General features: G+C 61.3%; 26 protein-coding genes. 18 read left to right on the forward strand and 8 right to left on the reverse strand.

Annotated features, from left to right (window positions below):
• Positions 1 to 22: 22 nt before the first annotated feature.
• Positions 23 to 1,399: a glutamine synthetase family protein gene (locus ABIE16_RS15335; RefSeq protein WP_090456168.1), complete on the reverse strand. Its 1,377-nt coding sequence runs from the start codon at positions 1,397 to 1,399 to the stop codon at positions 23 to 25.
• A gap of 283 nt (positions 1,400 to 1,682) precedes the next feature.
• Here ABIE16_RS15335 and ABIE16_RS15340 point away from each other — a divergent pair, with 283 nt between their 5' ends.
• The 5 genes from ABIE16_RS15340 to ABIE16_RS15360 all read left to right on the forward strand — a co-directional run bounded on the left by ABIE16_RS15340 (position 1,683) and on the right by ABIE16_RS15360 (position 7,047).
• Positions 1,683 to 2,444, forward strand: coding sequence for a gamma-glutamyl-gamma-aminobutyrate hydrolase family protein (locus ABIE16_RS15340; protein WP_429521477.1), 762 nt, complete (start codon positions 1,683 to 1,685; stop codon positions 2,442 to 2,444).
• 366 nt (positions 2,445 to 2,810) lie between these two features.
• The gene (gene potA, locus ABIE16_RS15345) at positions 2,811 to 3,953 is read left to right on the forward strand and encodes a polyamine ABC transporter ATP-binding protein (protein ID WP_102672777.1); all 1,143 of its coding nucleotides are present in this window, start codon (positions 2,811 to 2,813) and stop codon (positions 3,951 to 3,953) included.
• Positions 3,950 to 4,864, forward strand: coding sequence for an ABC transporter permease subunit (locus ABIE16_RS15350; protein ID WP_150814396.1), 915 nt, complete (start codon positions 3,950 to 3,952; stop codon positions 4,862 to 4,864). The genes potA and ABIE16_RS15350 overlap by 4 nt, the downstream gene beginning before the upstream one ends.
• On the forward strand, positions 4,861 to 5,745 hold the full coding sequence (locus ABIE16_RS15355) for an ABC transporter permease subunit (protein ID WP_154908602.1): 885 nt from the start codon (positions 4,861 to 4,863) through the stop codon (positions 5,743 to 5,745). The genes ABIE16_RS15350 and ABIE16_RS15355 overlap by 4 nt, the downstream gene beginning before the upstream one ends.
• Positions 5,746 to 5,949: 204 nt before the next feature.
• The gene (locus ABIE16_RS15360) at positions 5,950 to 7,047 is read left to right on the forward strand and encodes a polyamine ABC transporter substrate-binding protein (protein ID WP_150814395.1); all 1,098 of its coding nucleotides are present in this window, start codon (positions 5,950 to 5,952) and stop codon (positions 7,045 to 7,047) included.
• Between the two features lie 269 nt (positions 7,048 to 7,316).
• Here ABIE16_RS15360 and thpR read toward each other — a convergent pair whose 3' ends face one another.
• Entirely contained in the window at positions 7,317 to 7,859 is a 543-nt protein-coding gene (thpR, locus tag ABIE16_RS15365) for an RNA 2',3'-cyclic phosphodiesterase (protein WP_429521478.1), read from the reverse strand.
• Positions 7,860 to 7,981: 122 nt separating this feature from the next.
• Between thpR and ABIE16_RS15370 the strand changes: the two genes are divergently transcribed.
• Positions 7,982 to 8,176 carry a hypothetical protein gene (locus ABIE16_RS15370; RefSeq protein ID WP_056727280.1) on the forward strand — a complete coding sequence of 65 codons (195 nt, stop codon included), beginning with the start codon at positions 7,982 to 7,984 and terminating at the stop codon, positions 8,174 to 8,176.
• A gap of 14 nt (positions 8,177 to 8,190) precedes the next feature.
• Here ABIE16_RS15370 and ABIE16_RS15375 read toward each other — a convergent pair whose 3' ends face one another.
• Positions 8,191 to 8,544: a DUF1428 domain-containing protein gene (locus ABIE16_RS15375; protein ID WP_090456179.1), complete on the reverse strand. Its 354-nt coding sequence runs from the start codon at positions 8,542 to 8,544 to the stop codon at positions 8,191 to 8,193.
• Between the two features lie 17 nt (positions 8,545 to 8,561).
• Entirely contained in the window at positions 8,562 to 9,626 is a 1,065-nt protein-coding gene (locus tag ABIE16_RS15380) for a hypothetical protein (RefSeq protein ID WP_429521479.1), read from the reverse strand.
• 383 nt (positions 9,627 to 10,009) lie between these two features.
• Here ABIE16_RS15380 and ABIE16_RS15385 point away from each other — a divergent pair, with 383 nt between their 5' ends.
• Complete coding sequence (locus tag ABIE16_RS15385; RefSeq protein WP_090456182.1) at positions 10,010 to 10,270, forward strand: hypothetical protein; 261 nt, start codon at positions 10,010 to 10,012, stop codon at positions 10,268 to 10,270.
• Between the two features lie 38 nt (positions 10,271 to 10,308).
• Here the strand turns inward: ABIE16_RS15385 and ABIE16_RS15390 are convergent, their stop codons facing one another.
• Positions 10,309 to 10,545: a hypothetical protein gene (locus ABIE16_RS15390; RefSeq protein ID WP_090456183.1), complete on the reverse strand. Its 237-nt coding sequence runs from the start codon at positions 10,543 to 10,545 to the stop codon at positions 10,309 to 10,311.
• A gap of 178 nt (positions 10,546 to 10,723) precedes the next feature.
• Between ABIE16_RS15390 and ABIE16_RS15395 the strand changes: the two genes are divergently transcribed.
• The 6 genes from ABIE16_RS15395 (at position 10,724) to yghX (ending at position 17,951) form a co-directional block, all read left to right on the forward strand.
• A complete protein-coding gene (locus tag ABIE16_RS15395) occupies positions 10,724 to 12,487 on the forward strand; it encodes an L-lactate permease (RefSeq protein WP_340316957.1) in 1,764 nt (587 codons plus the stop codon).
• A 220-nt stretch (positions 12,488 to 12,707) separates the two neighbouring features.
• Positions 12,708 to 14,207, forward strand: coding sequence for a glycolate oxidase subunit GlcD (gene glcD, locus ABIE16_RS15400; protein WP_429521480.1), 1,500 nt, complete (start codon positions 12,708 to 12,710; stop codon positions 14,205 to 14,207).
• Positions 14,207 to 15,271 carry a glycolate oxidase subunit GlcE gene (gene glcE, locus ABIE16_RS15405; RefSeq protein WP_429521481.1) on the forward strand — a complete coding sequence of 355 codons (1,065 nt, stop codon included), beginning with the start codon at positions 14,207 to 14,209 and terminating at the stop codon, positions 15,269 to 15,271. The genes glcD and glcE overlap by 1 nt, the downstream gene beginning before the upstream one ends.
• A 3-nt stretch (positions 15,272 to 15,274) precedes the next feature.
• Positions 15,275 to 16,492, forward strand: coding sequence for a glycolate oxidase subunit GlcF (glcF, locus tag ABIE16_RS15410; RefSeq protein ID WP_429521482.1), 1,218 nt, complete (start codon positions 15,275 to 15,277; stop codon positions 16,490 to 16,492).
• Between the two features lie 19 nt (positions 16,493 to 16,511).
• The gene (locus ABIE16_RS15415; RefSeq protein ID WP_090456193.1) at positions 16,512 to 16,913 is read left to right on the forward strand and encodes a heme-binding protein; all 402 of its coding nucleotides are present in this window, start codon (positions 16,512 to 16,514) and stop codon (positions 16,911 to 16,913) included.
• 150 nt (positions 16,914 to 17,063) lie between these two features.
• Positions 17,064 to 17,951 carry a YghX family hydrolase gene (gene yghX, locus ABIE16_RS15420; protein ID WP_218497703.1) on the forward strand — a complete coding sequence of 296 codons (888 nt, stop codon included), beginning with the start codon at positions 17,064 to 17,066 and terminating at the stop codon, positions 17,949 to 17,951.
• Between the two features lie 145 nt (positions 17,952 to 18,096).
• Here the strand turns inward: yghX and ABIE16_RS15425 are convergent, their stop codons facing one another.
• On the reverse strand, positions 18,097 to 18,750 hold the full coding sequence (locus ABIE16_RS15425; protein ID WP_056727305.1) for a peroxiredoxin: 654 nt from the start codon (positions 18,748 to 18,750) through the stop codon (positions 18,097 to 18,099).
• Positions 18,751 to 18,873: 123 nt separating this feature from the next.
• Positions 18,874 to 19,818 carry an aldo/keto reductase gene (locus ABIE16_RS15430; protein ID WP_218497705.1) on the reverse strand — a complete coding sequence of 315 codons (945 nt, stop codon included), beginning with the start codon at positions 19,816 to 19,818 and terminating at the stop codon, positions 18,874 to 18,876.
• A gap of 129 nt (positions 19,819 to 19,947) precedes the next feature.
• Here ABIE16_RS15430 and ABIE16_RS15435 point away from each other — a divergent pair, with 129 nt between their 5' ends.
• From ABIE16_RS15435 to ABIE16_RS15455, 5 genes are all read left to right on the forward strand, one after another.
• The gene (locus tag ABIE16_RS15435) at positions 19,948 to 20,736 is read left to right on the forward strand and encodes an alpha/beta hydrolase (RefSeq protein ID WP_340316974.1); all 789 of its coding nucleotides are present in this window, start codon (positions 19,948 to 19,950) and stop codon (positions 20,734 to 20,736) included.
• A gap of 134 nt (positions 20,737 to 20,870) precedes the next feature.
• Positions 20,871 to 21,500, forward strand: coding sequence for a hypothetical protein (locus ABIE16_RS15440; RefSeq protein ID WP_429521483.1), 630 nt, complete (start codon positions 20,871 to 20,873; stop codon positions 21,498 to 21,500).
• Between the two features lie 19 nt (positions 21,501 to 21,519).
• A complete protein-coding gene (locus ABIE16_RS15445) occupies positions 21,520 to 22,185 on the forward strand; it encodes a helix-turn-helix transcriptional regulator (protein WP_429521484.1) in 666 nt (221 codons plus the stop codon).
• 175 nt (positions 22,186 to 22,360) lie between these two features.
• Positions 22,361 to 23,221 carry a CAP domain-containing protein gene (locus tag ABIE16_RS15450; protein ID WP_150814604.1) on the forward strand — a complete coding sequence of 287 codons (861 nt, stop codon included), beginning with the start codon at positions 22,361 to 22,363 and terminating at the stop codon, positions 23,219 to 23,221.
• Positions 23,222 to 23,609: 388 nt separating this feature from the next.
• Positions 23,610 to 24,011, forward strand: a complete 402-nt coding sequence (locus tag ABIE16_RS15455) for a GFA family protein (RefSeq protein ID WP_429521485.1) — start codon at positions 23,610 to 23,612, stop codon at positions 24,009 to 24,011.
• A 386-nt stretch (positions 24,012 to 24,397) separates the two neighbouring features.
• On the opposite strand, the gene ABIE16_RS15460 is transcribed toward ABIE16_RS15455, so the two are convergent.
• Entirely contained in the window at positions 24,398 to 25,030 is a 633-nt protein-coding gene (locus ABIE16_RS15460) for a PQQ-binding-like beta-propeller repeat protein (RefSeq protein WP_429521486.1), read from the reverse strand.
• Positions 25,031 to 25,033 lie beyond the last annotated feature (3 nt).

Consider the following 25,033-nt stretch of genomic DNA (forward strand, 5'->3'; position numbering starts at 1 on the left):
TTTGTGTGTGCCGCCAACGCCGTCAGACGGTGTGCAGGTACCAGTTGTATTCAAGGTCGGAGATGGAGTTCTCGAACTCGGCCAGCTCGCTTTCCTTGCACGCCACGAACACGTCGATGTACATCGGGTCGATGTAGCGCGCCATGACTTCGCTGTCGTCCAGCTCGCGCAGTGCGTCGCGCAGGTTGTTCGGCAGGCTCTGCTCGTTCTGCTCGTAGCTGTTGCCTTCCACCGGGGCGCCCGGTTCGATCTGGTTGGTCAGACCGTGGTGAACACCGGCCAATACCGATGCCATCAGCAGGTACGGGTTGGCGTCGGCACCGGCTACACGATGCTCGATGCGCACGGCGTCCTTGGAGCCGGTCGGTACACGCACGGCCACGGTGCGGTTATCGATGCCCCAGCTCGGCGAGTTCGGTACATAGAACTGCGCGCCGAAACGACGGTACGAGTTGACGTTCGGACAAAGGAACGCCATCTGCGCCGGCAGGGTCTCGAGCACACCGCCGATCGCGTGTCGCAGCGCGGCGTTCTGCTCGGGATCCTCGCTGGCAAAGATGTTGTTGCCTTCTTTGTCGAGAATCGAAATGTGCACGTGCAGACCGTTACCTGCCTGGCCCGGATACGGCTTGGCCATGAAGGTGGTGTCCATCTCGTGGTCGTAGGCGATGTTCTTCACCAGACGCTTGAGCAGGACCGCGTAGTCGCAGGCCTTGATCGGGTCAGCCACGTGATGCAGGTTGACTTCGAATTGCGCAGGGGCGCTTTCCTTGACGATGGCGTCAGCCGGGATGCCCTGCTCTTTCGCGCCTTCGAGGATGTCTTGCAGGCAATCGACGTATTCGTCGAGGTCGTCGATCAGGTACACCTGGGTCGACATCGGACGCTTGCCGGACACCGGCGAACGTGGCGATTGCGGACGACCGTTCACGTTGTCCTGGTCGATCAGGTAGAACTCCAGTTCGAACGCGGCGCAGATGGTCAGGCCCATGTCGTCGAACTTGCGCACGATATTGGCCAGCACTTCACGCGGGTCGGCGAAGAATGGCTCGCCTTCGATTTCGTGCATGGTCATCAACAGTTGCGCGGTCGGGCGCTTCTGCCATGGCTCGATGCTGAGGGTGCCGGGGATCGGGTAGCAGATCCGGTCGGCATCGCCGATGTCCAGACCCAGGCCGGTGCTTTCCACCGTGGAACCATTGATGTCCAGAGCAAACAGAGAGGCCGGCAGGTTGATGCCTTTCTCGTAAACCTTATGAAGACTGGTGCGCTCGATGCGCTTGCCGCGCACCACACCGTTCATATCCGCAATCAGAAGGTCGACGTACAAAACCTCAGGATGTTTCTTAAGGAATGCGTTTGCTTCGTTGAGTTGAACGGCACGCAGAGGGACCGACATGATGCACCTATTTTTTACTGTTAATTATTATGTTCACCGCCCTTTCACGAGCCCAGTCAATCCGAAAGGCAAAGTGAAGTCAATAGCGAACACTTGGCCTTTCAACGTTTATTTTCGGGCCTCCTAGGGGGACGAGAGTGCCAGATACGCCCTCAAACACGCGTAAACCCTGAAGATCGGACGTGCGGCGTTTAGAATTTTTTACATGAGAGTTGTTAATTAAAATCAACAAGGCTAAGCTCCGGAAAAGCTCGTTCAAGTGTGAAACTTCGAGGTGATAAAAATGGCACTCAAGCCATTGATCGGCGTTACTGCGTGCGTCAAACAGATTGGCCTGCACCCCTACCACATCAGCGGTGACAAGTACTTGCGTGCTGTCAGCGCTGCGGCACTGGGGCTGCCTGTCGTTATTCCTTCCTTGGGCGACCTGACCGAAATCGATGACCTGCTGCCGCAGCTCGACGGTCTGTTGCTGACCGGCTCGCCGTCGAACGTGGAACCCTTCCACTATCAAGGCCCCGACAGCGCCCCCGGCACGGATCATGATCCGGCGCGGGATGCCACCACCCTTCCCCTGATCCGCGCCGCTATTGCAGCGGGCGTGCCGGTGCTCGGCATCTGCCGTGGTTTCCAGGAAATGAACGTGGCGTTCGGTGGCAGCCTGCATCAGAAGGTCCATGAGCTGCCTGGCTTGCTCGACCATCGCGAGGCCAACCATCCGGACCTGGCCGTGCAATACGCCCCCGCCCATGAGGTGAATGTGCAGCCCGGCGGTGTGTTCGAAGCGCTGGAGCTGCCTGCGGTGTTCCACGTGAACTCGATTCACAGCCAGGGCATCGACCGCCTCGCGCCCGGCCTGCGCGCCGAAGCCGTCGCGCCCGATGGCCTGATCGAGGCGATCTCCGTCGAGCACAGCAAGGCCTTTGCCCTCGGCGTGCAATGGCACCCGGAATGGCAAGTGCTGAACAACCCTCCTTACTTGAGTATTTTCCAGGCGTTTGGCGAAGCCTGCCGGCAACGGGCGGCATTGCGTCACTCGAGCTGACGACCTGATACCCACATTCAACGATTGACTGCCCAACGCGAGCGGGCAGGCGCTTGTGCGTGCCTCGCTCGCGAAAACAACACACTGCAATAACAACAAGTACGACCAGGCAGCCAGGATGGCGGCGCCGAATAAACCCGAGCGGTATGGGTGAGTTCGATCAGCAAACGCAAATCCCTGTGGGAGCGAGCTTGCTCGCGATAGCGATGTGTCAGGTGACATCAATGTCGATTGTGCCGGCCTCATCGCGAGCAAGCTCGCTCCCACAGGGTCTGCGTTCTGACCGAAGTCCCCGATACGGGTTTGCAATCCACTATTAAGCCGGGCCGTGTTGGCCGGGCGACTGAAACCTGTTGGGAGTTTCACATGGCAAACGCCTCCAGCATCTACAGGAAGGCTCTTGAGGGTCACCAGGCACCGAAAAAGGTGTTGGTGAAAATCGATCGCGTCACCAAGAAGTTCGATGAAACCATCGCCGTGGACGATGTGTCCCTGGAAATCCACCAGGGTGAAATCTTCGCCCTGCTCGGTGGTTCCGGTTCCGGCAAATCGACCCTGCTGCGCATGCTCGCCGGTTTCGAGCGCCCGACCGAAGGCCGGATTCTGCTCGACGGTGTCGACATCACCGACATGCCGCCGTACGAACGACCGATCAACATGATGTTCCAGTCCTACGCGCTGTTCCCGCACATGACGGTAGCGCAGAACATCGCCTTCGGCCTCAAGCAGGACCGTTTGCCAGCGGCCGAAATCGACGCCCGGGTGCAGGAGATGCTGCGCCTGGTGCACATGACCCAATACGCCAAGCGCAAGCCGCACCAACTGTCCGGCGGCCAGCGTCAGCGCGTGGCCCTGGCCCGTTCCCTGGCCAAGCGTCCGAAGCTGCTGCTGCTCGACGAACCGATGGGCGCACTGGATAAAAAGCTGCGTTCGCAGATGCAATTGGAGCTGGTGGAGATCATCGAGCGCGTGGGCGTGACCTGCGTGATGGTGACCCACGACCAGGAAGAGGCCATGACCATGGCCCAGCGCATCGCGATCATGCACCTGGGCTGGATCGCCCAGATCGGCAGCCCGGTGGACATTTATGAAGCACCGGTCAGCCGCATGGTCTGCGAATTCATCGGCAACGTGAACGCCTTCGACGGCACCGTGGTCGAGGACCTGGAAGGTCACGCGATCATCCACAGCCCGGACCTGGAGCAGAAGATCTACGTCGGTCACGGCGTCAGCACTTCGGTGCAGGACAAGTCGATCACCTACGCGATCCGCCCGGAAAAACTGCTGGTCAGCACCGTCAAGCCGGATAACCGCTACAACTGGTCCGCGGGCAAAGTGCATGACATCGCCTACCTGGGCGGGCACTCGGTGTTCTACGTCGAGCTGCCTGGGGGCAAGATCGTCCAGTCGTTCATGGCCAACGCCGAACGCCGTGGTGCGCGTCCGACCTGGGACGATCAGGTCTACGTGTGGTGGGAAGACGACAGCGGCGTGGTACTGCGCGCATGAAAACCTTCAATCAGCAATTCCTGAGGTGGGTCCCCAGCGGGCGCAAGTTCGTCATCGGGATTCCGTTCATCTGGCTGTTCCTGTTCTTCATGTTGCCGTTCTTCCTGGTGATGAAGATCAGCTTCTCGGAAGCGGCCCTGGCCATTCCGCCCTACTCGGAGATCTACACCTTCGCCGAGCAGAAATTCCAGCTGTTGCTCAACATCGGCAACTACACCCTGCTGGGCGAGGATGAGCTGTACCTGTCTGCCTACCTGGGCTCGTTGAAGGTGGCGTTTTTCAGCACCGTGATGTGCCTGGTGATCGGTTTCCCGATGGCCTACGCCATCACCAAGGCCAGCAAGGAAGCGCAGAACGTGCTGATGCTGCTGATCATGATGCCGACCTGGACCGCGATCCTGATCCGCGTTTATGCGTGGATGGGCATCCTCAGCAACAACGGCCTGCTCAACGGGTTCCTGATGTGGACCGGGCTGACCTCGCACCCGATCGAGATCCTCAACACCAACATCGCCGTCTACATAGGCGTCGTCTATGCATACCTGCCGTTCATGGTGCTGCCGCTGTACGCCAACCTGGTCAAACATGACCAGAGCCTGCTGGAGGCCGCATCGGACCTGGGTTCAAGCACCTTCAACAGCTTCTGGAAAATCACCGTGCCTTTGGCCAAGAACGGCATCATCGCCGGTTGCATGCTGGTGTTCATTCCGGTGGTCGGTGAGTTCGTGATTCCGGAACTGCTGGGCGGCCCGGAAACCCTGATGATCGGCCGTGTGTTGTGGCAAGAGTTCTTCAACAACCGCGACTGGCCGGTGGCGTCCGCCCTGGCGGTGGTAATGCTGTTGATCCTGATTGTGCCGATTCTGCTGTTCAACCGCAGCCAGGCCAAAGAGATGGAGGCACGGGGATGAAACGCTTCGGATTTTCAAAGTTCATGCTGATTTTCGGCCTGTCGTTTATCTACCTGCCGATGCTGATTCTGGTGATCTACTCGTTCAACGCCTCCAAGCTGGTGACGGTGTGGGGTGGCTGGTCGATCAAGTGGTACGCCGGTTTGCTCGACAACAGCCAGTTGATGGGGTCGGTGCTGCGCTCGCTGGAAATCGCCTGCTACACCGCGATTGCGGCAGTCGCACTAGGGACGCTGGCCGCGTTCGTCCTGACCCGCGTCACACGCTTCAAGGGCCGCACGCTGTTCGGTGGCCTGGTCACCGCGCCGCTGGTGATGCCTGAAGTGATCACCGGCCTGTCGCTGTTGCTGCTGTTCGTGGCCATGGCGCAGTTGATCGGCTGGCCGATGGAGCGTGGCATCGTCACGATCTGGATCGCCCACACCACGTTTTGTGCCGCCTATGTGGCAGTGGTAGTCTCCGCCCGCCTTCGCGAACTGGACCTGTCCATCGAAGAAGCGGCCATGGACCTGGGTGCGAAGCCGTTCAAGGTGTTTTTCCTGATCACCATTCCGATGATCGCGCCGTCACTGGCGGCCGGCGGCATGATGTCGTTCGCCCTGTCGCTGGATGACCTGGTGCTGGCGAGCTTCGTGTCCGGCCCGGGTTCCACGACCCTGCCGATGGAAGTGTTCTCGGCGGTGCGTCTGGGCGTCAAGCCCGAGATCAACGCCGTGGCCAGCCTGATCCTGTTGGCAGTGTCGATCGTGACCTTCATGGTCTGGTACTTCAGCCGCCGTGCCGAAGAAAGCCGCAAGCGCGCGATCCAGGAAGCCATGGACCAGACCGCCAGCGAATCCTGGCAGCAACCTGAAAAGAAAATGCTGGAAGCCACCGCCTAAGACGCTGTGGTTTGCTCTTTGTGGCGAGGGGGCTTGCCCCCGTTCGGCTGCGCAGCAACCGTAAAACCAGTGCGTTCGGTGTAACTGAAACACCGCGGAATCCGGTTTTGGGGCCGCTGCGCGACCCAACGGGGGCAAGCCCCCTCGCCACAGGTGTTGTGTTCACTGTTTTGTGTTTTTGAATAAAAAAATGGAGTTGTACCGATGAAAATGTTTGGCAGGACTCTGCTGACACTGTCCTTATTGGGCGCAATCGCCACCGGCGCCCAGGCCAATGACAAGGTTCTGCGCGTCTATAACTGGTCGGATTACATAGGCCCGGATACCGTCAAGAAGTTCGAGGACGAGACTGGCATCCAGGTGACCTACGATGTCTTCGACAGCAACGAAACCCTTGAGGCACGCCTGCTGGCGGGTAAATCCGGCTACGACATCGTCGTGCCGTCCAACAGCTTCCTGGCCAAGCAGATCAAGGCCGGTGTCTATCAGGAACTGGACAAGTCAAAGCTGTCGAACTGGAAAAACCTCAACCCGGTGCTGCTGAAAAATGCCTCCGCGAGCGATCCCGACAACGCCCACGCCATCCCGTACATGTGGGGCTCGATCGGCATCGGCTTCAACCCGCAGAAGGTCAAGGAAGTGCTCGGCGCCAACGCCCCGACCAACTCCTGGGACCTGCTGTTCAAACCGGAAAACGCCGAGAAGCTAAAAGCCTGCGGCATCAGTTTCCTCGATTCGCCGACTGAAATGATCCCGACCGCCCTGCACTACCTGGGCTACCCGGTGAACGATCAGGACAAACAGCACATCGCCGAAGCCGAGGCGCTGTTCATGAAGATTCGCCCGAACGTGGCGTACTTCCATTCGTCGAAATACATCTCGGACCTGGCCAACGGCAACATCTGCGTGGCCGTCGGTTACTCCGGCGACGTGCTGCAGGCCAAGGCCCGCGCCCAGGAAGCCGGGGACAAGGTGAAGATCGACTACAGCATCCCGAAAGAAGGCGCCGCCAGTTTCTACGACATGCTCGCCATCCCGCGCGATGCCGCCAACGTCGAGAACGCGTACCTGTTCATGAACTTCCTGATGCGCCCCGACGTGATTGCCGACATCACCAACAACATCGGCTACAGCAACGCGAACGCTGCGGCCACGCCACTGGTCGATGAAGCGATCCGCAACGATCCGGGCTCCTACCCGCCGGAAGCGGTGATGGCCACGCTCTATGCCGTGCCGGACCAGCCGATTGCCGTCCAGCGGATCATGACCCGTGGCTGGACCAAGGTGAAGTTGGGCCAGTAATTCACTCAGTTGATCTGCTGAGCCTGAGATTGCCATCGCGAGCAAGCTCGCTCCCACAGTGGTCCGTGTTGAACCAATGATGTGCGAACGACGCTCCCCCCCTGTGGGAGCGAGCTTGCTCGCGATGAGGCCAGAACAGCCAGCACACATTTCAGCTTTACCCATTTCCGTTCACGCAGCGCCTTACCACCGCTGCCTCTCCTGCAAGTAGAACGGCCTCACCTGGCTCCCTCGGTTCAGGTGAATTTTGGCGCCCTCGGGCGCCTTTTTTATTGGGGATCGATCAAAGGCCATTCGGCCAGCGCCCGATAGCGGCCCTTGTGGGATTCGAACAGGGTGAACCGGTCGGCACGCAGGAAGAATTCCGGCGCCGTTGCGGACTCCGGCACCGGTGCCCGATAGTCTCGCGCCAGGGTCAGGTGCGGACGGTATTCCCTTGGGGCTTGCTCCAGGCCGAACGGCAACATCGCCTGTTCCAGGGCATACACCAGGCGCAACAATGCCGGGGGCGCCTGCTCCGGTGCGAGCACCAGCGCCCCTGCCCTGCGCCACACGTCCAACTGATCCAGCACCACCGTCAAGCGCTCGCCCGGTGTACGGATCGCCGCCGCAGCGGTACAGATATCAGCAATCTGCGCCGCGCCCACCGCCCCCAAAAACTTCAGCGTCAGGTGAAAGTTTTCCGCCGGCACCGGCCGTCCGTTACGCAGTTGCAGCGCACTGCGCCACTGCGCTATCTCCCGGCGCTGGGCCGGGGCGCAGTTCAGCGCAAAGAACAGACGCTTGAACGGCTCGCGGGATTCGTCGTTCATGCCGGACACCTCTTGGGAAGACTGCCTGAGTGTACTCAACACCCGCCTGCCGACCAGCGCATTTCTGGCATCGTGGGGCAGGCGCGTTATAGTTTTAGCATCCCGAAAAACCGGAGGGGGCCATGCGACAGATCATCAGCAAGGAACCATGGTGGGCCAGACCGCCCGAGCCCGGCCAGGATGAACTCAAGCTGGAATGGGGCTGGCTGGTGCACTACAGCGAAGGCGAGCCGCGCTTCGAGTTCATCCGCGAGCGGCCGACGGACGACGAGATCCGCCAGCGCAAGAGTTGCAGGATCACCCCGACGCCGGAATGATCCCGCGTAAGGCGTCAGGCCTGGAGGAGCAATTCGAACCCGCCGTACACCATGCGCTGGCCATCGAAGGGCATCGGATTGACGTCCGGCTTCATGCGCGGGTCCTGCATCATCTTGTCCATTCCGGCATTGCGCCTGGCCTTGTCCGGCCAGACGATCCAGCCAAAGGCAACGGTTTCGCCTTCCTTGAGCTTCACCGACATTGGAAACGAGGTGACCTTGCCTTCCGGGACATCCTCGCCCCAGCATTCGACCACGCTCAAGGCACCGTTTTCCTTGAAAATCGAGGCGGCGATTTCGGCGTGTTTGATGTATTGCTCACGGTTGGCGGTGGGTACGGCAGCGATAAAACCATCGACATAAGACATGAGTATTTCTCCTTGGGTCATGGGGTGTTCTGCTGGGTAGTCGATTGCGCTGGCGTCCAATCGACAGTGCCGGTACTCAAACCGACCGGTGGTTCAGTACTCACCGCCAGGCTGCCTTCGATCTGCCCCGCCATGTAAAGCGTGCCAGCCATGACGCCGGTGGTCGGGTTCTGCACCAGTTTGAGCCAGGCCTTGTCGAAGGTATTGCCCAGGCTGCTGCGGATCAGCGCCTCGCTGTCGGGCCGGTCATTGGCCTGAATCAGTGCGCGAATGCCCGCCACCCCTATCGTGATCAAGCCACCGGCGAGTCTCCCGGCTGCCGCGGCCACGGCGCTGGCGGCCCCGCGCGGGGCCATCTCGGCTTCCATCCGCCGGCTGGCGCGCCTGGCCACCGGCGCCATCGCGGTGTCGGTCGAGCCCACCCCCTTGTCGCCACCGGCCTTGTGGATTTTGTCGACCAGCGCGGCGAAGGCCGGCAAGGTGTTCAGCGATTCGGTGTGCACGATCTGGTACAACGAGGCGTCCCGCGCCGGCGGCGGCCCGAGGGCGATGGCCGGGATTTTCTGGATGCGCCCGTTGAGCTGGGCCATCGGCACGCCGTGGCGGGTGGAGATTTTCTGCAGCTCTTCCTTGAGGATGTCGACGTAGAACGCCGCTGCCAGACCGAGAATCGCATCGGGATCGACTTCCAATGCCGCCGGGGCCAGGACCTTCTCCTGATAGGCTTCGAGCAGGTACGCCGCCAGGCGTTTTTCCGATGCGTCCTGCTCACCCTTGGCGCTGAGGGTGTACCAGCTGACCTTCACCGACAGCCATTCCTGGGTCCAGTAGCTGCTGAACCACGGAATGAAATTCTGTTCGGTCAACTCATAGACCCGTGTGCGCCAGTACTCCATGGCGCCGCGGGCGTAGATTCTGGTTTGCTCGGTGGCTGACTGCGACGCAGCGACGATCTCCCGGTCCACTTGCTGCCAGGTGCTCGTTGAGACGATGACCGGCGCCACTTCCACTGGCGCACGCGGCGGTGTGGCGCACCCCGCCAACACCACCAGCACGGCGACGATCAGCGAACGCAGGCTCAAGATTGCGACTTCCCGCAGTGTGCACCGGACGAAATGCCCGACACTCGAAACCATCGGTTTAAGTATAGGTGGCGGTGCCCTTGAGGCCGCCTTCGCGAGCAAGCCCGCTCCCACCCTGGTCGGCGGTGAACCTGTGGGAGCGGGCTTGCTCGCGAAGGGGTCCGCATCAACAACACAAAAACCACCATCACTTGCGTCGATATTCACCATCGCCGCGATTGCCTTCCGCTTGAACGCCGTCAGCGTAGGATCAATTCCAAGCCAACACGAAACCCCGAATCGGAGGGGAACCTCATGCTGATCCATCTGCTGACCTGCCTGGCCCTGACGGCGTTCACATTGAGTGTGTTTGCCTGGTACGTCCTGAGCGAGGAACAAACATCATGATTCACACTGTCACCCTCGCCGTACGTTTTCCGGTGTTCGGCAACAATTTCTACGCGCAGGAGTTCGAGTCACGTAAAGAGTTGACTCTTCTGTTCGACGAGAAGTTCGAGGCGTTGCTGATCCCGGCAGCCGATCATCACTTCAGCAACGAAGTGGTCGGGCTCAATGATCAGTTCCGTTTTTTGAATGACGTGCTGGTCGAGCATCTGCTGGATGTCGAACTGGCAAAAGGCTCGGCCCGTTCGTTCGGGTTCTGACAGCGACCGCCGGTCGCCCGGGCACGGACGGCAACCGCTCACAACGTTCGCTGGCTATTGCCGATCCCCTTGGCAATATCAATCCCCCAATCCATCGCCGCTTCCATGTCCAGCATGTGCGGCCGCGGGTCGTGGTTCTCATCGATCGCCGAGCCGTCCGGCCGATAGACACCGATGAACATGCCCAACGAACCGTCCTTCAATATCTCTGCCTTGACTTTGATGTTGCATCCGTTCGATAGCGTTTCCTTGTGCTCCATATGGCGCTCGGTCATGACTGCATTGCTCCCCTGACTGAATTCAAACCCTACTGGCCATGCTAGCTCAGCCCTCCGGAATGCGCCGATTGGCAGGACCGGAGGCCGGCCCTGACAGCGGCGCAATGCCACCTATACTCAAGGCCACCTCCCCCAGGGGATCTGCACGTCCAACAATAAAAAGCAGAGGTGGAACATGGTCTGGCAGCAAGTCTACGATCCGTTCGGTAACCCGGTGCTTTCAACGCTCATGGCGGCTGTGCCGGTGGTGGTGATGCTGGCGGCCCTCGCTTTTTTTCATATCAAGGCGCACCTGGCGGCGTTGCTCGCCCTGGTCTCGGCCTTGCTGATCTCGATCTTCGCCTTCGGCATGCCGGCGAGCATGGCCGGTTCCGCGGCGCTGTTCGGTGCGGCCAACGGCCTGCTGCCGATTGGCTGGATCGTGTTGAACATCATCTTCCTGCATCGCCTGACCACCGAGAACGGTTCGTTCAAGGTGCTGCAAGACTCCCTGGCGCGCATCACCGATGACCGGCGCCTGCAATTGCTGCTGATCGCCTTCTGCTTCGGGGCGTTTTTCGAGGGCGCGGCCGGTTTCGGTACGCCGGTGGCGGTGACCGGGGCGATTCTGATCGGGCTGGGGTTTTCGCCGCTCGCCGCTTCAGGGCTGGCACTGATCGCCAACACCGCCCCCGTGGCGTTCGGCGCCCTCGGCACACCGATCATCACCCTGGCCAAGGTCACCGGGCTGGATGAAATGGAGCTGTCGATGATGGTCGGCCGGCAGTTGCCGTTCTTCTCGGTGCTGGTGCCGTTCTGGTTGATCTGGGCCTTTGCCGGCTGGCGCAAGATGGTGGAAATCTGGCCGGCGATCCTGGTGGCCGGGGTCAGTTTTGCCGTGCCGCAGTTCCTGGTGTCCAACTATCACGGGCCGATGCTGGTGGACGTGATCGCCGCACTGATTTCCATGGCCTGCCTGACCGGTTTCCTCAAGGTGTGGAAACCGGCCACCGTGCATACCTCCGCCGCCCTGTCCGGCCGGGTCGACAACTCGAAGATCGATGTCGAGCACGACGAAAAGCCTGTACCCACTGCAACCTTTGCCAATGAAGCAAAACCGGCAGTGATGCGGGCGTGGATGCCGTGGCTCATCCTCACGGTCTTCGTGTTCATCTGGGGCACCCAGGGCTTCAAGAACACCTTCGACACCCGCCCCGCCATCGACCCGCAAACCAGTGCCGCCAAGCTCGATCCTCAGGGCAAGCCGATGCGCGAGGCGAACCCGCTGTTTGCGCCGGTCGTGACCTTCACCACTCTGCACTTGCAGGTCGAGAAAGTCCCGCCCGTGGTGGCCGCGCCGAAAACCGAAGAAGCGGTGTACAAGTTCACATGGTTCACCGCCACCGGCAGCGGCATTCTGCTGGCGGCGATTGTCGGCGGTTTGCTGATGGGGTACTCGATCCCGCAACTGATTCACCAGTACCTGCGCACTTTGTGGGTGGTGCGTTATTCGCTGATCACCATAGTGGCGATGCTCGCGCTGGGCTTCCTCACGCGCTACTCGGGCCTGGATGCGACCATGGGCCTGGCTTTCGCCGCGACGGGCATTTTCTACCCGATGTTCGGCACCCTGCTCGGCTGGCTCGGCGTGGCGTTGACAGGTTCGGACACCGCGTCCAACGTGCTGTTCGGCGGCCTGCAGCGGGTGACGTCCGAGCAGTTGGGTATCAGCCCGGTGTTGATGGCTGCAGCCAACAGTTCCGGTGGGGTCATGGGCAAGATGGTCGACGCCCAGTCGATCGTGGTCGCCTCCACCGCCACCCGCTGGTACGGCCATGAAGGGGAAATCCTGCGCTACGTGTTCTTCCACTCGATTGTGCTGGCGATCCTGGTCGGTGGCCTGGTGACGCTGCAGGCCTACGTCGCGCCGTTCAGCCATATGGTGGTGGGCGGACATTGATCCCTGTGGGAGCGAGCTTGCTCGCGATGGCGGAGTGTCATTCAACATAGATGTCGACTGGTCTGCCGCTATCGCGAGCAAGCTCGCTCCCACATCTATGGATGGTGGTACGTCGAGCAGACAACGATCCCATGGACAGCTGGGCCTGACGGGCCAATGATTAAGACAGTGGACCGCGTAAACAGACCTCACGCATCAACAAAACGAGTGTCGAGCGCCGATGAACATTCTCTACGATGAACGCGTTGACGGCGCCTTGCCCGACGTCGACAAACAGGCGCTGTTGCACGCCCTGAAAACCCGCTTGCCAGCTCTTGAGATCCTGCATCAGCGCGAGGAAACCAAGCCCTACGAATGCGACGGGCTGTCGGCCTACCGCACCACGCCGATGCTGGTGGTGCTGCCCCGATCCATCGACGAAGTCCAGGGGGTGCTGCGGGTCTGCCATGAACTGCGCGTCCCCGTCGTGGCCCGTGGCGCGGGGACCGGGTTGTCCGGCGGCGCGTTGCCCCTGGAGAAAGGCGTGCTGCTGGTGATGGCGCGCTTCAACAACATCCTGCACATCGATCCAGCCGCCCGTACCGCACGGGTTCAGCCCGGCGTACGCAATCTGGCGATTTCCCAGGCAGTGGCACCCTTCGGCCTGTATTACGCGCCGGATCCTTCCTCGCAAATCGCCTGTTCCATCGGCGGCAACGTCGCGGAAAATGCCGGTGGCGTGCACTGCTTGAAGTACGGCCTGACCGTACACAACGTGCTCAAGGTCGACATCCTCACCGTCGATGGCGAGCACCTGAGCCTGGGCTCCAACGCCCTCGACGCCCCCGGTTTCGACCTGCTGGCGCTGTTCACCGGCTCCGAAGGCCTGCTCGGGGTGATCACCGAGGTCACGGTCAAGCTGCTGCCCAAGCCGCAGACCGCCAAAGTGCTGCTGGCGGCGTTCGATTCCGTGGAAAAAGCCGGGCGCGCCGTCGGCGACATCATTGCCGCCGGCATCATCCCCGGTGGCCTGGAAATGATGGACAACCTGGCCATCCGCGCCGCCGAGGACTTCATCCACGCCGGTTATCCGGTGGATGCCCAGGCCATTCTGCTGTGCGAGCTCGATGGTGTCGAAGCCGATGTTTCTGATGACTGCGACCGGGTGCGCCAGGTACTGCAACAGGCCGGCGCCACCGAGTTACGCCAGGCCAAGGACGAAGCCGAGCGCGTGCTGTTCTGGGCCGGACGCAAGAATGCCTTCCCGGCGGTGGGTCGCCTCTCGCCGGACTACTACTGCATGGACGGCACCATTCCCCGTCGCGAACTGCCCGGCGTACTGCACGCTATCGCCGAGCTTTCGAACGAATACGGCCTGCGGGTGGCCAACGTGTTCCATGCCGGCGACGGCAACATGCACCCGCTGATCCTGTTCGATGCCAATCAACCCGGTGAACTTGATCGGGCCGAAGCCCTGGGCGGCAAGATTCTGGAGTTGTGCGTGAAAGTCGGCGGCAGCATCACCGGTGAACACGGCGTGGGCCGCGAGAAGATCAACCAGATGTGCGCGCAGTTCAACAGCGATGAGCTGACCCTGTTCCATGCCATCAAGGCCGCCTTCGACCCCAGCGGCCTGCTCAACCCCGGCAAGAACATTCCGACCCTGCACCGCTGCGCCGAATTCGGTGCCATGCACATACATGGCGGTCAATTGCCCTTCCCCGAGCTGGAGCGCTTCTGATGCACGGCCCTGAAGATTTCGATGACAGCCAGTCACTGCTGGAACAGGTCAATCAGGCGCTGGAAAACGCCACGCCCTTGCGCATCCAGGGGTCCAACAGCAAAGCCTTTCTCGGCCGCACCACGGCCGGGGAGATTCTCGACACCCGCTCGCACCGGGGTATCGTCAGTTACGACCCGACTGAACTGGTGATCACCGCCCGTTGCGGCACACCGTTGTCGCAACTGACGCAGGTGCTGGACGCCGCGCAACAGATGCTGCCCTGCGAGCCACCGTCCTTCGGCGACGGCGCCACCGTCGGCGGCATGATCGCCTGCGGGCTGTCCGGGCCACGGCGCCCGTGGTCCGGTTCGGTGCGCGATTTCGTGCTCGGCACGCGGGTCATCACAGGGCAAGGCAAGCTGTTGCGCTTCGGTGGCGAGGTGATGAAAAACGTCGCCGGCTACGACCTGTCGCGCCTGATGGCCGGCAGTTACGGCAGCCTCGGGCTGATTACCGAAGTTTCCCTCAAAGTGCTGCCCAAACCCCGGCAGTGCCTCAGTATCAGCCTGGAAATGGACGCCGAACGGGCCTTGTTGCGCCTGGCGGAATGGGGCCAGCAGCCGTTGCCGATCAGCGCGGCTTGTCACGACGGTTCATGTCTGCACCTGCGGCTTGAGGGCGGTGAAGGTTCGGTATCGGCGGCCCATGAGCGCCTCGGGGGCGAACGGCTGGAGGCTTGCTGGTGGGACGATCTCAACGAACAGCGCTTGAGTTTCTTCGATGAAGACCAACCGCGTTGGCGCCTGTCACTGCCGCACAACACGCCGCTTCTGTCGTTGCCGGGGCGCCAGTTGATCGACTGGGGGGGCGCCCAGCGCTGGCTGAAATCCGATGCCGAAGCGGCGTACATCCGCCAGGTCGTCGACGAGGTCGGTGGCCATGCCACCTGCTTCAGCCACGGCCTGACCGACACTCCATTCCAGCCTCTGCCCCCGGCCCTGATGCGCTATCACCGCAACCTGAAACAACAGCTCGATCCACGGGGTATCTTCAACCCCGGACGTCTGTACGCGGAGCTTTGAACCATGCAGACGACCTTGAGTGAACGCGCCAGCAAATTGCCCCGCGCCGCAGAAGCCGAAAGCATCCTGCGCACCTGCGTGCACTGCGGGTTCTGCAATGCCACGTGCCCGACCTATCAATTGCTCGGCGATGAACTGGACGGACCACGGGGTCGCATTTACCTGATCAAGCAGGTGCTGGAAGGCAACGACGTCACGCAAAAGACCCAGCAGCACCTGGACCGCTGCCTGTCGTGCCGCAACTGCGAAACCACCTGTCCGTCGGGCGTCGACTACCACAACCTGCTGGACATCGGGCGGGCGGTGGTCGATGCGGCGGTGCCACGCCCCCTCGGTCAGCGCTTGTTGCGCGAGGGTTTGCGACAGACTGTGCCGCATCCAGAGCTGTTCAAGAGCCTGGTCAATAGCGGTCAGGTGTTCCGCGCGCTGCTGCCCGGCAACCTGCAAAGCAAGTTGCCGCGCAATGTCTACCCGGCCAAGCCGCGACCCATGACCCTGCGCGAGCGTCAGGTGCTGATGCTCGAAGGTTGCGTGCAGCCCAGTCTGTCACCCAACACCAATGCCGCGGCGGCGCGGGTGCTGGACCGGTTGGGGATCAGCGTCATCGCGAGCCCCGAAGCCGGTTGCTGCGGCGCCGTGGACTACCACCTGGACGCCCAGGCTGCCGGCCTCGATCGTGCCCGGCGCAACATCGACGCGTGGTGGCCGAGCCTGGAAAAAGGCGCCGAGGCGATTGTGCAGACCGCCAGCGGTTGCGGCGCCTTCATCAAGGATTACGGCCACCTGCTCGCCAGCGACCCGGCCTATGCCGACAAGGCAAAAAAGGTCAGTGCGCTGGCCAGGGATCTGGTGGAAGTGTTGCGCGACGAACCGCTGGAGCAACTCGGCATCCACGCCTCGCAACGCTTGGCCTTCCATTGCCCCTGCACCCTGCAGCACGGGCAGAAACTCGGCGGTGCCGTGGAAGCGCTGCTGACCGGACTCGGTTTCAACCTGACGTCCATCCCCGACGGGCACCTGTGCTGCGGTTCGGCGGGCACCTATTCGCTGACCCAGCCTGAACTGTCGCGACAACTGCGCGACAACAAGCTCGACGCCCTGGAAAGCGGCCATCCCGAGGTCATTGTCACGGCCAACATCGGCTGCCAGTCGCACCTCGACGGCGCAGGGCGAACCCCGGTGCGGCACTGGATCGAACTGGTCGAAGCCAACTTGCCTTAACCGGCCCCTGGAGATGCCCATGAACCGCAAAGCTGTCCTGAGCCAGGCCGAAGTCGGCCAGATACTCACCGCCGCCCGCGCCGAAGCACAGGCCAATCAATGGGCCGTGACCATAGTGGTGGTCGATGACGGCGGCCACCCGCTGGCCCTCGAACGCCTCGATGGCTGCGCGCCAGGCAGTGCCTACATCGCCACCGAAAAGGCGCGCACTTCAGCCCTCGGGCGGCGCGAATCGAAAAGCTATGAGGACATGGTCAACGCCGGGCGCTACGCTTTCCTCTCGGCACCCTTGCTGACTTCGCTTGAGGGTGGCGTGCCGATTGTTTTCGATGGGCAGGTGATAGGCGCTGTCGGGGTGTCGGGCGTCAAGCCTGAACAGGATGCGCAGGTAGCGAAGGCCGGGGCACAGAGCGTGAAATGAGGTTTTGGCATCACCACTTCCCCCTGTGGGAGCGAGCTTGCTCGCGATAGTGGCAGACCAGTCGACATCTATGTTGAATGACATTCCGCCATCGCGAGCAAGCTCGCTCCCACAGGGTCCGTGTTAAACCAGTCATGAGGAGTTGCAGCAATGACCCGTCTAACTGCCAAAGACTTTTCCCCGCAACTGCTGGAACTGTACGACTACTACGCCCACGGCAAGATCAACCGCCGGGAGTTTCTCGACCGTGCGGCGCTGTTTACCTTCGGCGGTTTGACCGCTGGAGCCCTGCTCGCCGCGCTAAGCCCCAACTATGCGCTGGCCGAGCAGGTCTCCTTCACCGATCCGGAGATTATTGCCGAGTACATCACCTACCCGTCGCCCAAGGGCCACGGCCAGGTTCGCGGTTATCTGGTGCGTCCCGCCAAAGCCACCGGCAAAGTACCAGCAGTGGTGGTCGTGCACGAAAACCGCGGGCTCAACCCGTACATCGAAGATGTGGCCCGGCGGCTGGCCAAGTCCGGTTTCATCGCCCTCGCTCCGGACGGCCTGAGTTCGGTCGGCGGTTATCCGGGCAATGACGACAAGGGCCGCGAGCTTCAGGCCAAGGTCGACCCGGAAAAGCTGATGAACGACTTTTTCGCCGCCGTCGAATGGATGATGAAACACCCTGCCGCTACGGGAAAAGTCGGTATCACCGGGTTCTGCTATGGCGGTGGCGTGACCAACGCCGCCGCGGTGGCCTACCCGGAACTGGGGGCCGCCGTGTCGTTTTATGGCCGTCAGCCAACGGCCGAGGAAGTGCCCCGGATCAAGGCCCCGGTGATGCTGCACTACGGCGAACTGGACACGCGGATCAACGAAGGCTGGCCCGCCTATGAGCAAGCGTTGAAGGCCGGGGGCAAGACCTATGAGGCCTACATTTATCCGGGCTGCAATCATGGCTTTCACAATGATTCGACGCCGCGCTTCGACGAGGCGGCGGCGAAACTGGCGTGGGAACGGACGTTGGGGTGGTTTCGCAAGTATCTGGTTTGACCAGGGAAATACTCGGCCAGCAGGACTGGCCTCATCGCGAGCAAGCTCGCTCCCACAGGGATCGTTGGTGAACACAAAATCTGTGTACAGCAGAGATCCAGTGTGGGAGCGAGCTTGCTCGCGATGGCGGTATGACTGTTGGTGACTACTTCGGCTGAGCCACGGTCCGCAGATACGGCTTCAGGGTCTTGAAGCCATCCGGGTATTTCTTCTTCGCGTCTTCGTCGGACACCGAGGTCGGGATGATTACGTCTTCACCCGGCCGCCAGTTCACTGGCGTGGCGACGGTGTGTTTGGCATTGAGTTGCAGGGAGTCGAGCAGACGCAGCACTTCATCGAAATTGCGCCCGGCGCTCATCGGGTAGATCAGCATGGCCTTGACCTTCTTGTCCGGGCCGACGATGAACACCGAACGCACCGTGGCGTTGTCCACTGCCGTGCGCGCGCCGCCGCTGGCATTGGGGTGGATCATGTCGTAGAGCTTGGCCACCACCAGGTTTTCGTCGCCGATCAGCGGGTAGTTCACCGCCGTGCCCTGGGTCTCGGCGATGTCACCGACCCAACGGTTGTGGTCACTGACAGGGTCGACGCTGAGGCCCAGGACCTTGGTGTTGCGCTTGTCGAATTCCGGTTTGAGTTTGGCCAGGTAACCCAGTTCGGTGGTGCACACCGGGGTGAAATCCTTGGGATGGGAAAACAGGATGGCCCAGCCATCGCCGATCCATTGGTGAAAGTTGAGGGTGCCTTCGGTGGTGTCGGCGGTGAAATCCGGTGCTTCGTCGCCAATGCGGATAGCCATGTTCGATCTCCTTGCAGTGATGGACAGGGACGCCGTCAGGGCAGCGAATGCGCTTTCAACGGCATGGACGCGACTCAGTATAGGAGAGGTTCGGCGACTCGCCGCAACGGGTTGAACACGTCGCTAGCCCACCAGCGCAATCAGTTGCTGACGCTGGGCATCGGTGAGCATCGGGCCGAAACCGGCCCGGACATTTTCCGCCATGTAGCGCGGGTTGCCGGTGCCGGGAATCACGCAGGTCACCGCCGAATGTGACAGCAGGTACTTCAGTGCCAGTTGCGGCCAGCTCTTGACCCCGACTTGCGCCGCCCAGCCTGGCAGCGGCTTATCTTTCAGTTTGGCCAGCAAGTCGCCACCGCCAAACGGTCGGTTGCAGATCACCGCCACTCCCCGCTCGCGGCACAACGGCAACAGGCGTTTCTCGACGCCGCGATCATCCAGGGCGTAGTTGATCTGCAAGAAATCCACTGGTTCGGCCTTGAGTACCGCTTCCACTTCTTCATAAGCCGACGCCGTGTAATGGGTGATGCCGATGTAGCGGATGCGCCCTGCTTCCTTCCAGTGGCGCAGGGTCGGCAGGTGCGTCTGCCAGTCCAGCAGGTTGTGGATCTGCATCAGGTCGATCCGGTCGGTCTGCAGCAGGGCGAAGGATTGTTCCATCTGCGCGATGCCTTCTTCGCGGCCCCGGGTCCACACCTTGGTGGCCAGAAAGGCCGGCGAGCGCGGCTCATGGATCGACAGCAGTTCGCCGACGGTCTGTTCGGCGCGACCGTACATAGGCGAGCTGTCGATCAGCTTGCCCCCCTTGTCAAACAAGGCATCCAGCACTGCGGGCAAGTCCTTGTAGGCCGGTTGCGAAGGCTCGACATCGAAGCCTCGGTAAGTGCCCAACCCTACGATCGGCAAGGACTCGTTGCTGGAAGGAATGGCGCGGGTCTGCATGGTCTTGCCTCCTGTTCCCGTCGACAGCACGGGTTGTGCCCCCGCCTGACCGAACGTGAAGACCGCCGAAGCACCGGCAGCCAGCGTGAGTATTGCTCGACGGGTGTACCCCACAGGATGGCTCATAAAACGCTTCTCACCAGTCGCCAGGGTCCGGCCTGTTGCGTCGACAATACGGATAACCCGCGCCAAGGGTAGATTGACTACACTCAGAAAGCCTTGCGGCGCCAGCCATTTTCAAACCCCGAGCAGTCAATGCCGCCCACTAACGTTAGTCGAATGTCGCGCACCCTGTTGTTACTCGTCGTCATCGTCGCTGCGTTGTACCTGGCGCTGTGCGTGGCGCTGTTCGTTTTCCAGCGAGCGCTGATTTACTACCCGCAACCGCGCGCCGTCGGGACTGCCGCGACGCTGCTCACCCTGCCGACTGCCGACGCACAGGTGCTGGTGTCCATCCGACCGCACGAGGGTCCCAACGCGCTGATTTATTTTGGCGGCAATGCCGAAGACGTCTCGCGCAACCTGCCCGGGTTCTCCCAAGCATTCCCTGACTACGCCCTGTATCTGCTGCATTACCGGGGTTATGGCGGGAGTTCCGGCTCGCCTTCCGAAGAGGCCATTGCCCGCGATGCCATCACCTTGTTCGACCAGGTACATGCCAGCCATCCGCATGTGGCAGTGGTCGGACGCAGCCTGGGTTCCGGGGTGGCCGTGCGCCTGGCCAGCGAGCGTCCGGCGGCGCGACTGGTGCTGATCACGCCCTACAACAGCCTCGAAGGGCTCGCCGCCCGTCAGTTCCGCTGGTTTCCGGTGCGCTGGTTGTTGAAGGACAAGTTTCAGTCCTGGCGGTACGCCGCCCGCATCACCGTGCCGACATTGTTGATCGCGGCCGAGCATGACGAGGTGATTGCGCGCCCAAGCACCGAGCGCCTGTTGAGTCACTTCACCCGTGGTGTGGCGTCATTGCAGGTCATTGCGGGGACGGGCCATAACTCGATCAGTGACAGCCCCGACTACCTCAAACGTCTGCGTGAAGGGTTGTAAAACCTGAGTGCAACGTGCCTTTTCCCATGACGAAATACGACCGTTAATCCGAGAGTTCACCCACGCCCAATAAAAACATATTTTTATGCCTATATTGATATTGTCGAACATTCCCACTCTCAGAGGGTGCCGTCATGAATATCAAGATCCTGGCTTTGCTCCTGCTGCCTTTCTGTGCGCAACCGGTCTGGAGCCAGACGCCTGCCGCCTCACCTGCCGCTGCCGACAGCCCCGCGCTGAGCACACGCCTGGTCCTTCGCGACCTTTGGGTCGAACACATTTTCTGGATCAGAAACTACGCGCTGGCCAATCAATCCGCCGACCAGAAGCAAGCCAAAGTGGCGGCGGACCAGGTGGTCGACAACGCCACCAAAATCGCCAACAGCATCGCCCCGCTCTACGGCCAACCGGCAGCCGATCAGTTGCTCAAGCTGCTTGCCGGTCATTGGGGCGCGGTGAAACACTACAGCGATGCCACCGTCGCGAAAGACGCGAAAGGCAAGCAGGCTGCCGTCACCGAGTTGACCGGCAATGCCAAGGCGATTGCGGCTTTCCTGGCCACCGCCAACCCCAATCTGCCTGAAGCCACGCTGGTCAACATGTTGTCGGCCCATGGCGGTCACCACGTCGCCCAGATCGATGAATTCTCGGCACACGATTACACCGGCGAAGCCCGCACCTGGGCGATGATGCGCACGCACATCCTGGCCCTGGCCGACGCCTTGACCGGCGCGCTGGTCAAGCAATTCCCGGACAAGTTCTGATATCGCGCGAGGGCACACCATGCTGGAAGGACTGGGCCGAACACAGCAGGACCTGCTCAACGCACTGCTGCACCATGGGGGCGGCATGAGCATTGACGAGTTGGCTGAGCACCTGGCAGTCACGCGCACGGCGATCCGCCAACACCTGGCGGCGCTGGAGCGTGACGCTCTGGTGCTGCGCGGCGACACCCGGCCGACGGGCCGTCGCCCCGAGCAGTTGTATCAGCTCACCGACCACGCGCGGGAGCAGTTCCCTCGCCATTATCAGCTACTGGCCAGCGTATTGATTGATGAAGTCGCTGCCATCATCGGCCCTGAAGCCCTGGCTTCACTGATGCGCAGCATGGGCCGCAAACTGGCTTCGGACCGTGAACAGCAGGTCGTGGATGAAGCCAGGATCGTGCAGCACATGAACCAGGCAGGCTACGAAGCCGAGGTGTTTTTTCGCTCAGGCGGCACCCCGGAAATCGTCGCGCATAACTGCGTGTTTCATCGCCTGGCCGCTGCCCACCCGGTGGTCTGCGAGCTGGACCTGGCCTTGATTGGCGCGTTGGGCGGCGGTGAAGTCGAGCACAGCGAGTGCATGGTGCGCGGCGGGCATGTCTGTCGCTTCAGGCTGCGTCCGAGCGAAACCCCGGACGTCGCGACAGAGCCTGCTTCAGGCAATACCGATCAGCCAGCCTAGCGCTGGCGTGACAACCGTTGCTGCCGGTTTCCGACGACCTGACACCCTTCGTCGGACTCATGGCTTCGCCCGCAAATAGACAGGTGCCCGCCGTGAACCTTGTTTCAAGGCACCAGTCATAGCCCAGCGTTTTTCCCCACTTTCTTCGTTGTCATCTCATCAGAGTTGTCCGTCCATGCGCCAAACTGTCGTTGCCTTGCGCTTTTCTTCGCTGTGCCTGTTTTCCCTGCTCCCTGTTTTTGCAAGCCCCGCCCACGCCGATGGGCAACGGCAACTGGTAGACGCCATCAACGATTATCGCGCCCATCCGCAACGCTGCGACCGGCGGCCGACGCAACGCTTATCACCCCTGACGCTCAAGTCGAACCTGGCCCTGCCCGTTGGCTATGGCGGTGGGTTGCGGGACCGCTTAAAGGCTTCCGGCTATCAGGCCACCATGGTGCGGTCCATCCGCGTGGTGGGTGCACGGGATGCCGAAGAAGCCTTCGATATGTTCCAGGACGAGCACTGCGCCGCACTGCTCGACAATCAATACGCCGACATCGGCGTCAGCCGCGCTGGGAGTGAGTGGCAAGTGGTGCTGGCACGGCCGGTGCTCGACGGGAAAACCGGCGATCCACGCAGCGCCGCTCAGGCGTTGCTGGCGCAGGTAAACGCAGCCCGGGCTAAACCGCGCCTGTGTGGTCGCCAGCGTTTCGCCGCCGCACGGCCGCTGTCCTGGAGTGCAGCCTTGGGCTCCGCGGCACAAAGCCACAGCAAGGATATGGCCTACGGCAACTATTTCGCCCACCAGGACGCCGACGGTGACATGCCCTCCGACCGCGCCAGGGCCGCTGGCTACCGTGGCCGGCAGATCGGTGAAAACATCGCCGCCGGGCAAGGTTCACCCAGCAAGGCCATGGCCGGCTGGCTCGCCAGCCCAGGGCACTGCGCCAACCTGATGAACCCGATGTTCACCCAGGTCGGTGCCGCTTACGCCGCCAACGCGCGCAGCGACAACGGTGTTTACTGGACGATGCTGTTTGGCGCGCCTTGAGCCGCGGACCGGACCCACCTTGCGGGCATTAAAAAGCCCGCACTGAGCGGGCTTTGTGGGTGAATGTAACAAGTAGGTGGCCGGTGCTGGTCTCCGGCTTACAAGGTTTATCAGGCCTCCCACAAAAGAGTCGTGAAACTGTAATGGAACTCTTCTGCTTCACACGGCATAAGGGCTGGATCCCAGCGCGGGGATCTTTCTAACCGTGTACCCTTCGGAACGCGCCCCACGTCTCCTTGCTATCCTTTTGCGCATCAGTCTGCGTCTTCACCTACAGTTTTGAGGATAGCAAAACAGACACATTTGCCAACCGGGCTTTTAGACCGATTTCGACCAGCAGAAAACATGGCAGGACGGAAAAATACTATCGATCCACGGATGACTTTACATGGATGAGTTTCACCACGGCAGTTGCCTCTGCGGCGCCGTCAAATATCGCTTGTCGACCGAGCTGAAAGCCGTCACCCATTGCCATTGCAGCCAATGCCGAAAGGGTCATGGGGCTGCATTTGCAACCTATGCCAGCGCACCCGCCTCGGCGCTTGGCATCATGACCGGCGCAGATTCGCTGAAGGCATATGAATCGTCCAGGGGTGTCACACGGCAGTTCTGTTCTCACTGCGGATCTTCACTGTTCTGGACTGACTCGACCGGAGCGTTTTCCGAGTGGATTTCGATTGCCCTCGGTACGCTGGATACGCCGTTCCGACCAAACAAGCAAAAACATGTTTTTGTCAGCTCGAAAGCGGATTGGTACGACATCAACGATCAGCATCCACGAACGGACTGAGTGACTGGAGCGAGCTTGCTCGCGATGAGGTCAGCACATTCAACATTGATATCGACTGACCCACCGCTATCGCGAGCAAGCTCGCTCCCACAGTGATTTCGGTTGCTCGCAGATTTTGCGTACATCCACTAACCCTGTGGGAGCGAGCTTACTCGCGATGGCGTCAAATCAGTCAACATCGATGTTGCCTGACACTCTGCATTCGCGAGCAGGCTCGCTCCCACAGTGATTTCGGTTGCTCGCAGATTTTGCGTACATCCACTAACCCTGTGGGAGCGAGCTTGCTCGCGATGGCGTCAAATCAGTCAACATCGATGTTGCCTGACACTCTGCAATCGCGAGCAAGCTCGCTCCCACACAGGTTGCACTTGGTAACCCGGCCTCACTCATGCAGGCCGGCGCACCACCCTCACCTTGCCGCTATCGCCGCCACCGCAGAACAACCGCTCGCCACCATCGGACTCCAGCCCCGACACGCCCACGCCTTCGGGCATTTTCAGGCTCAGCAGCACTTCGCCCGATTGCGGATCGATCCGGCGCAGTTCGCTTTCATCGCCTTCCCACGTACCGTGCCACAGCGCGCCGTCCACCCAGGTCACGCCGGTGACGAAACGGTTGGATTCGATGGTGCGCAGGATCTTGCCGTTCTCGGGGTCGATCTGGTGAATCTTGCGTTCGCGGTACTGGCCCACCCACAACGTCCCTTCGGCCCAGGTCAGCCCCGAATCGGCGCCTGCGCCGGGAGCAGGAATCGTCGAGAGGATGCGACCGGTGCGGGGGTCGATCTTGTGGATGCGGTCTTCGGCGATCTGGAACAGGTGCTCCCCGTCAAACGCGGTGCCGGCATGGGCAGCGACATCGATCGAGCTCAGCAACTTGCCGCTTTCCGGGTCCAGGGCGTTGATTTTGCTGTTGCATGCGAACCAGACCTTTTCGCCATCCCAGGTGACGCCGCACACGTGGTCGACATCGGCAAACGGGCCATATTCACGAATGATTTCAGCAGTTGCGTGTTTCATCTG

This window comes from Pseudomonas sp. 2725 (genome assembly GCF_050434585.1).
Taxonomy (GTDB): domain Bacteria; phylum Pseudomonadota; class Gammaproteobacteria; order Pseudomonadales; family Pseudomonadaceae; genus Aquipseudomonas; species Aquipseudomonas jessenii.

Bases quoted from the DNA above. Each gene is read 5' to 3' on its own strand.
- ABIE16_RS15335 (WP_090456168.1), bottom strand. From the start codon at position 1,399: ATGTCGGTCCCTCTGCGTGCCGTTCAACTCAACGAAGCAAACGCATTC.
- ABIE16_RS15340 (WP_429521477.1), top strand. From the start codon at position 1,683: ATGGCACTCAAGCCATTGATCGGCGTTACTGCGTGCGTCAAACAGATT.
- potA (WP_102672777.1), top strand. From the start codon at position 2,811: ATGGCAAACGCCTCCAGCATCTACAGGAAGGCTCTTGAGGGTCACCAG.
- ABIE16_RS15350 (WP_150814396.1), top strand. From the start codon at position 3,950: ATGAAAACCTTCAATCAGCAATTCCTGAGGTGGGTCCCCAGCGGGCGC.
- ABIE16_RS15355 (WP_154908602.1), top strand. From the start codon at position 4,861: ATGAAACGCTTCGGATTTTCAAAGTTCATGCTGATTTTCGGCCTGTCG.
- ABIE16_RS15360 (WP_150814395.1), top strand. From the start codon at position 5,950: ATGAAAATGTTTGGCAGGACTCTGCTGACACTGTCCTTATTGGGCGCA.
- thpR (WP_429521478.1), bottom strand. From the start codon at position 7,859: ATGAACGACGAATCCCGCGAGCCGTTCAAGCGTCTGTTCTTTGCGCTG.
- ABIE16_RS15370 (WP_056727280.1), top strand. From the start codon at position 7,982: ATGCGACAGATCATCAGCAAGGAACCATGGTGGGCCAGACCGCCCGAG.
- ABIE16_RS15375 (WP_090456179.1), bottom strand. From the start codon at position 8,544: ATGTCTTATGTCGATGGTTTTATCGCTGCCGTACCCACCGCCAACCGT.
- ABIE16_RS15385 (WP_090456182.1), top strand. From the start codon at position 10,010: ATGATTCACACTGTCACCCTCGCCGTACGTTTTCCGGTGTTCGGCAAC.
- ABIE16_RS15390 (WP_090456183.1), bottom strand. From the start codon at position 10,545: ATGACCGAGCGCCATATGGAGCACAAGGAAACGCTATCGAACGGATGC.
- ABIE16_RS15395 (WP_340316957.1), top strand. From the start codon at position 10,724: ATGGTCTGGCAGCAAGTCTACGATCCGTTCGGTAACCCGGTGCTTTCA.
- glcD (WP_429521480.1), top strand. From the start codon at position 12,708: ATGAACATTCTCTACGATGAACGCGTTGACGGCGCCTTGCCCGACGTC.
- glcE (WP_429521481.1), top strand. From the start codon at position 14,207: ATGCACGGCCCTGAAGATTTCGATGACAGCCAGTCACTGCTGGAACAG.
- glcF (WP_429521482.1), top strand. From the start codon at position 15,275: ATGCAGACGACCTTGAGTGAACGCGCCAGCAAATTGCCCCGCGCCGCA.
- ABIE16_RS15415 (WP_090456193.1), top strand. From the start codon at position 16,512: ATGAACCGCAAAGCTGTCCTGAGCCAGGCCGAAGTCGGCCAGATACTC.
- yghX (WP_218497703.1), top strand. From the start codon at position 17,064: ATGACCCGTCTAACTGCCAAAGACTTTTCCCCGCAACTGCTGGAACTG.
- ABIE16_RS15425 (WP_056727305.1), bottom strand. From the start codon at position 18,750: ATGGCTATCCGCATTGGCGACGAAGCACCGGATTTCACCGCCGACACC.
- ABIE16_RS15430 (WP_218497705.1), bottom strand. From the start codon at position 19,818: ATGAGCCATCCTGTGGGGTACACCCGTCGAGCAATACTCACGCTGGCT.
- ABIE16_RS15435 (WP_340316974.1), top strand. From the start codon at position 19,948: ATGCCGCCCACTAACGTTAGTCGAATGTCGCGCACCCTGTTGTTACTC.
- ABIE16_RS15440 (WP_429521483.1), top strand. From the start codon at position 20,871: ATGAATATCAAGATCCTGGCTTTGCTCCTGCTGCCTTTCTGTGCGCAA.
- ABIE16_RS15445 (WP_429521484.1), top strand. From the start codon at position 21,520: ATGCTGGAAGGACTGGGCCGAACACAGCAGGACCTGCTCAACGCACTG.
- ABIE16_RS15450 (WP_150814604.1), top strand. From the start codon at position 22,361: ATGCGCCAAACTGTCGTTGCCTTGCGCTTTTCTTCGCTGTGCCTGTTT.
- ABIE16_RS15455 (WP_429521485.1), top strand. From the start codon at position 23,610: ATGGATGAGTTTCACCACGGCAGTTGCCTCTGCGGCGCCGTCAAATAT.
- ABIE16_RS15460 (WP_429521486.1), bottom strand. From the start codon at position 25,030: ATGAAACACGCAACTGCTGAAATCATTCGTGAATATGGCCCGTTTGCC.